The sequence below is a fragment of the Agathobaculum desmolans ATCC 43058 genome (assembly GCF_000701665.1).
Classification (GTDB): domain Bacteria; phylum Bacillota; class Clostridia; order Oscillospirales; family Butyricicoccaceae; genus Agathobaculum; species Agathobaculum desmolans.
The window spans coordinates 20,423-26,455 of record NZ_KL370812.1 but is presented as its reverse complement, the minus strand read 5'-3'; the positions used below and the strand labels follow the sequence as shown (position 1 = coordinate 26,455).

Below are 6,033 nucleotides of genomic sequence, written 5' to 3'. Positions count from 1 at the left end.
CCAGCACGTGTACTTCAGGCAGGCACTTAAAGATCACAAAATCATTCAATCCATGTCAAGGAAGGGTAACTGTTACGACAATTGCATCATGGAGACCTTCTTTGGACGGATGAAAAACGAGATGTTCTACGGGCATGAAAAAGAGTATTCCTCTTTTGAAACGTTTGCTAAGGCTGTTGACACCTACATAAATTACTACAACAACGAAAGAATCCAAGCGAAAACAAAATGGATGCCTCCCGCAAAATTCAGAGAGGCATCCATGTGCACCTAATTCAATTTTTAATGTGTCCAGAATCCTGGGTACATATCAAAGGCATAAAGGTTATATCTCCCTGCGGCGCGGTGCGCTGCGGGGAGGTTTTTTAGAACCGGCATGCAGCGCTATCGCTGCCCGGCAGAAACAGATATTGCGCTGCCTGTAAAAATCATCTATAATATGATAAAACAAATAAATTTGTGTGATGTCATATGAAAGTAACATTAAAACAAATTGCCGAAAAAACCGGCGTCTCCATTAACACCGTATCGCTTGCGCTGCGCGGTATGTCCAATATCAGCGATGCGACCCGTGAAAAAATCGTGCGCACGGCGCGCGAGCTGGGCTATCATAAACCGCTGAAAAGCCCGGCGGGACGGCGCAACCTGTGTCTGGTCTCCACCGGGATGCATTTGCAGGATTCGTATTTTTATATGGAGTTCTATCAGCTGTTTCTCAGCTATGCTTCGGCGCATGGATACACCATGCTGGCGATGGAGGCCGAATATTTTCAGCGGGATCCTGCGGAAATACGGGAACGGCTGGCGCAGGCTTCGATCGGCGGGATCCTGTTGCTGGGAGATATGAAGGAAGAGGTATTCCGCAATCTGTATCAGAGCAGCCTGCCGGTGGTAGCGGTGGGGGCACGGTATTATGAATGCCCGGTGTGCACATTTATTGAAGATAACCAGCTTGCGGCCCATCAGGCGGTGCATTTCCTGTTGGAAAATGGGTATCACCGCATTGGATTTGTGGGCAGTCCGCTGCACAGCATTGCTTTTTCAGAGCGGTATTTTGCCTTTCGCCAAGCCTGCTGCCGCGCGGGACTGACGGTCTGCCCGGCGGATGAGTGGCTGGATCTGGTGCCTGACCGGGGCGAGGAGGATCATGAAAAGCGTATCCGGGCGCATTTGGACAGCGGCAAAAGCCTTCCGGAAGCCTTTTTTTGCGCGCATGATCTGCTGGCGATCACGATGATGAAGACCTTTCGGCAGAGGGGGATCCGCGTGCCGGAAGAGGCAGCACTGATCGGTGTGGACTACAATCCGATGGGACAGATCATGGAACCGCGCCTGACTTCAGTAGATGTGTGCTGTCGGACGCAGGCCGAGGCGGCTGTACGTAAGCTGATCGAGTTTATCGAATCCGGCACCTATCTGCCGGCTCGCATCCTGCTGCCGACGGTGTTGCGTGTAGGCGGAACAGTGCAGAACCGCAGAACCGTGGGTGGGAATTGAACGCAGTATGCTGGATGTGAACCATTCTGTGTATTCGGATGGTATCCGAAAGCGATTTGATAAAATCGGCAATATGAATATTATTTTTATATGAAGTTTTGCACGATGCCTACTGCGTAGACAGGAAATGAAAGGACGATACAAATAGTATCGTCCTTTTTTGTGCAAACACAGCATAAAACATCAAAAAATAATATTAAATTAATATGAATAGTGAATTGAAATTGTTTGACGGAATGCAGCCGAAATGGTAGGATGCCGTTGTAAAGAGGAAAGGATGGATTGCCATGGAAAAGAAAGTAAGAGTTGGTGTCATCGGCTGCGGTGCGATCGGCCGCGACCATATCCGCCGTCTTGTCGGTTTGGTAGCGGAGGTCGACGTAGTCGCGGTTGCGGATTTTGTACCGGAGGCTGCACAAAAGGTTGCCGCACAGTATGGCATAACGTGCTATGCGACTGGTGAAGCGTTGATTGCTGCACCTGAAGTTGATGCGGTGCTGATCACCTCTGCGGACCCCTCGCACGCAGGCTATGTGCTGGAATGTTTGAAGCATCAAAAGTACGTGTTCTGTGAAAAGCCGCTGGCGCAGACCGCAGCGGACTGCGAAAAGATCATGCAGGCAGAGTTGGCCTGCGGCAAGCGGCTGGTACAGGTAGGCTTTATGCGGCGCTTTGACCGCGGTTATGCCGCCATGAAACAACGGATTGCCGAAGGTAAGCTGGGAGATCCGCTGATGATCCATGCAGCGCACCGCAATGTATCGCAGGCACCGGGATTTGAAACCGATTATGCAATCACCCGTGTTGCGATCCATGAGCTGGATATTTCACGCTGGCTGCTGGATGATGAATATGCGACTGCACAGGTGCTGCCTGTCCGGCAAAGCAAGGCAACACGGGGCGAGTGGCTCAATCCGCAGATGGTTATGCTGACCACGCAGTCCGGGCAGCGCATTGATATTGAGGTGCAGACCGATGGGGCGTATGCCTATGATATCCAGTGTCAGGTTGTGTGCGAAAACGGTATAGTCAACCTGCCGGATCCGGCGGCTGTTGTGACCCGCACCGGTGCAAAATGCTCGTTCGATATTTTGACCGATTGGTCGCAGCGCTTTATCGAAGCCTATGATATCGAGTTCCAGCAGTGGGCGCAGGCGGTTTTGAATAATCGGCTGACCGGACCCAGCACTTGGGATGGCTATGCTGCCTGCGTTGCTGCGGATGCGGTGATGCTGTCCCGCAAAACCGGCAAGCCGGAGCCGGTCAATATGATAGAAAAACCGGAAATGTATCGTTAAAAGATGGAAAAGTAAAGGAGTATTTGCGATGAAAAAAATTAAAATCGGATCGGTCGGTCTTGGTCGTCTCGGCTATGAGCATGCCTGTAATATTGCCAATCTGGTACCTGGTGCGGAGCTGACCTCCCTGTGTGATGTGGACGCAGTGCGCGTGAAAGAGGTTGCAGCGGAACTGAACGTACCGTATACTTATACGGATGTAACGGAGATGGTAAAAAATCCGGAATTGGACGCGATCGTGATCGTTTCTCCGTCTATGTACCATGCGGATCATATTAAGCTGGCGCTGGATGCGGGTAAGCATGTGTTCTGCGACAAGCCGCTGGATACCACGATTGAAAAGTGTAAGCAGGCCGAGCGGGCGGTCGAAGCACATCCGGACAAGGTGTTTATGCTGGGCTTCATGCGCCGCTTTGATGATTCCTATGCGGAAGCCAAGCACCGCATTGAAAACGGCGAGATCGGCAAGGTCGTTTTGGTTCGCTCCTATACGCAGGATCCGCGCACAACAATCGAGGGGACACTTAAGTTTGCACCGCATTCAGGCGGTCAGTTCCTTGATATGTGCGTGCATGATATCGACCTGATTCGTTGGTTCACGGGTTCCGATATCAAAAAGGTTTGGGGGCTTGGCGGCGTGTTTGAATTTGACCTGTACCGGGAGCTGAATGATGCGGATAATGCGGCTGCAGCCGTGCAGTGCGAAAATGGCGCTATGGGCTTCATGTTTACCAACCGCACACACGGTGCGGGCTGCAACGTGGAAACCGAAATCATTGGCACGCACGGCACGCTGCGCATCGCAAATGTCGGCCGCAAAAACCTGCTGCAAATCGTAGATGGGAATGGTGCGCGCGAAGAGTATTATCCGGACTTCCTCAGCCGTTGGCATCAGGCTTATGTGAATGAGATAAAGGAATTTGTCGACTGCATCAATCAGGGGCGTAAGCCGGGTGTTACCGTTTATGATGGCACCAAGGTGTCGCAGGCGGCGTACCGCTGCAAAGAATCCTTTGAGACCGGTAATCTGCTGGAGGTAGCAGACTGAGGCATTCTGTGCGATTGTGGTGCGGTTGGTGACAGCGCCCAGAACGGATTACCATACATACAAGAAATGGGAAAATGGGCGTGTGACCTCTTTGAGATGGTCGAAAAACTTCGTTTTTCCGACAATTTATGTTTGGGTTACGCCAAATATGAACAAGAAAAAGTATAAGCCCGTAGGATCTTGATCTCATTCTGCCGCTGTGTGGCGATAAAATGAGAGTGAGTCAGGCACATGGTTCAGATCACCCTCTCTTGGCCTGCGGCTCATTCACCTTGTGTTCTGGCTTTTTATGTATTTGCGCTGCAAATGCGTTTGATGCGTACTGCCGTGCGTATTGCTAACAACCATCGACAAAATCCTTTTCGATAAGCTGAGAGGGTATATGCTTCCTTTTTCGTGTTGCATTTGTCTGAAAAACAGCGTTATATTATTGCTTTGAATTTTAATTTTATGACGTATAAAAGCGGCAGAAAAAGGGAAATAAAAAGAAAAAACACAAAAAGCCCGTATTTACGGGCTTTTTGTGATGGTGGAGCCGAGGGAAGTTGAAATCGCTGTTTGAACAAATTGGATGGTTTTATTGTGCATTATTACCTGCTTTTTCGTACTTTTACAGAACTTTTTCTTACCGGTTGGTATCTGCCCGTGACGGGTTTTGACGGGTAAAATCTACCGGAAAGTCTACCTGAGAGGAGGGAGAAAGGTGCACTGGCAGATTTCAATGAGGCGATACGCTAACGGTGAAACATGATCGCTCTCATGCTCTGCACGAAGAGATGGGGTACAATGATGTTCGCAAAAGTACATAGGAAATAGACAAGCCACTAGGGCTCCTGTAAAACAATAGTTACCACACAATCATCATGTAAAGGAAAGATCCGAATGGCTCCCAAAACGAATAACATAGATCTCACGGAATTGCTACTGCAATGTGTCACGCAGCCAAACCCCATGCTGAGTATGTTGGAATTGCTCTGCACACAGCTTATGGAAGCCGAGGTGAATCAGCGCTGGGGGGAGAAAAGAGTGAACGAGCAGTCAGTAGAAACGGTTATCGCAGTGGATACCCTCCCCGCCGTCTGGATGCCCGCAAGGGAACGATGTATCTCATGCTTCCCAAGGTGCGGCAGGGCGGCTATATCCCGTTCTTCGTCACGTAGCGCAAGCGCGGCGAGGCTACGCTCATTCAGGTAGTTCGTAGGGCATATCCACCCGGAAGATGGAGAAGCTGGCACGGAGTCTCGGCATCGAAAACCTGTCCAGAAGTCAGGTCAGTGAGATGACTTCTGGACTCAACAGGCAGGTCGATAGGTTTCGTAATCGGCCTCTTTCGAATACTGTGTACCCCGTTCTCTGGGTGGATGCACTGTATGAAAAAGTTCGTATAGATGGCCGAATTGTCAGCATGGCAGTACTTATTGTGTGCGGTGTGGATGAAACTGGCCGCAGAGATATTATCACCGTTGAACCCATGGCTGAGGAATCCAGAAGCTCCTATGGCGTGCTGTTTTTGAAAACCTGAAGAATCGTGGCCTTGCCACGCCTAAGCTGGTCATTTCAGACGCTCCCTCCGGGTTGGTCACGGCGATCAAGGAATCCTTCTCTGGAGCCACCTGGCAGCGCTGCAAGGTGCACTTCATGCGGAATATTCTGGTCTATGTACCGCAGAAAGAGAAGAAATCTTTTGCTGCTGTGCTGAAGGAAATCTGGCTGGCTCCCACTGTAACGCTGGCCAGAAAGCGAGCTTATGATGTGATGGATGCCTATACCAAACGCTTTCCAAGGGCGGTTCAGTGTCTTGAAAATGGCTTGGAGGATTCTCTGACTTTCTACGCATTTCCAAAACTGGATGCCCGGAAGATCTCATCCTCCAACATGATTGAACGTCTAAATCGTGAGATCCGCAGACGCACTAGTGCGGTTGGAATCTTCCCAAACGAGGCGTCCTACATCCCTCGGTGGCAACGTATCTCATGGAATATGCTGAGGACTGGTCTGTTTCCAGAGCTTACCTTAGCCAAAAATCTATTGAGGCAACGCTGCTCGTGGCAGCTTGATTTCATATTATAGGACCCCTTTTTGCGAACATCTTTGGACATGGCCCACGAAGGCGAGCAACAGAAATTATAAAATTCTCTCCTACTGGGCCATTGCTACCTACACTATCCGCAACAAGGGCGACTGGGCTAT

Annotated in this window: 4 protein-coding genes and 1 pseudogene; all 5 read left to right on the top strand. The window is 50.2% G+C overall.

From position 1 onward, the window contains the following. Window positions 1–274: IS3 family transposase (locus T363_RS0114235; RefSeq protein WP_031477070.1), on the top strand; the 274-nt coding region annotated here is incomplete at its 5' end. A 197-nt stretch (window positions 275–471) separates the two neighbouring features. Next, window positions 472–1,497 carry a LacI family DNA-binding transcriptional regulator gene (locus T363_RS0114225; protein WP_031477069.1) on the top strand — a complete coding sequence of 342 codons (1,026 nt, stop codon included), beginning with the start codon at window positions 472–474 and terminating at the stop codon, window positions 1,495–1,497. A 287-nt stretch (window positions 1,498–1,784) separates the two neighbouring features. After that, window positions 1,785–2,795, top strand: a complete 1,011-nt coding sequence (locus tag T363_RS0114215; RefSeq protein WP_031477068.1) for a Gfo/Idh/MocA family oxidoreductase — start codon at window positions 1,785–1,787, stop codon at window positions 2,793–2,795. 28 nt (window positions 2,796–2,823) lie between these two features. Next, on the top strand, window positions 2,824–3,843 hold the full coding sequence (locus T363_RS0114210; protein ID WP_031477066.1) for a Gfo/Idh/MocA family oxidoreductase: 1,020 nt from the start codon (window positions 2,824–2,826) through the stop codon (window positions 3,841–3,843). A gap of 882 nt (window positions 3,844–4,725) precedes the next feature. Beyond that, a pseudogene (locus tag T363_RS14830) lies at window positions 4,726–5,900 on the top strand (IS256 family transposase). Window positions 5,901–6,033: the final 133 nt, after the last annotated feature.

What these genes read in the sequence shown, in the direction of transcription:
- T363_RS0114225 (WP_031477069.1), top strand. Translation starts at nt 472, where the DNA reads ATGAAAGTAACATTAAAACAAATTGCCGAAAAAACCGGCGTCTCCATT.
- T363_RS0114215 (WP_031477068.1), top strand. Translation starts at nt 1,785, where the DNA reads ATGGAAAAGAAAGTAAGAGTTGGTGTCATCGGCTGCGGTGCGATCGGC.
- T363_RS0114210 (WP_031477066.1), top strand. Translation starts at nt 2,824, where the DNA reads ATGAAAAAAATTAAAATCGGATCGGTCGGTCTTGGTCGTCTCGGCTAT.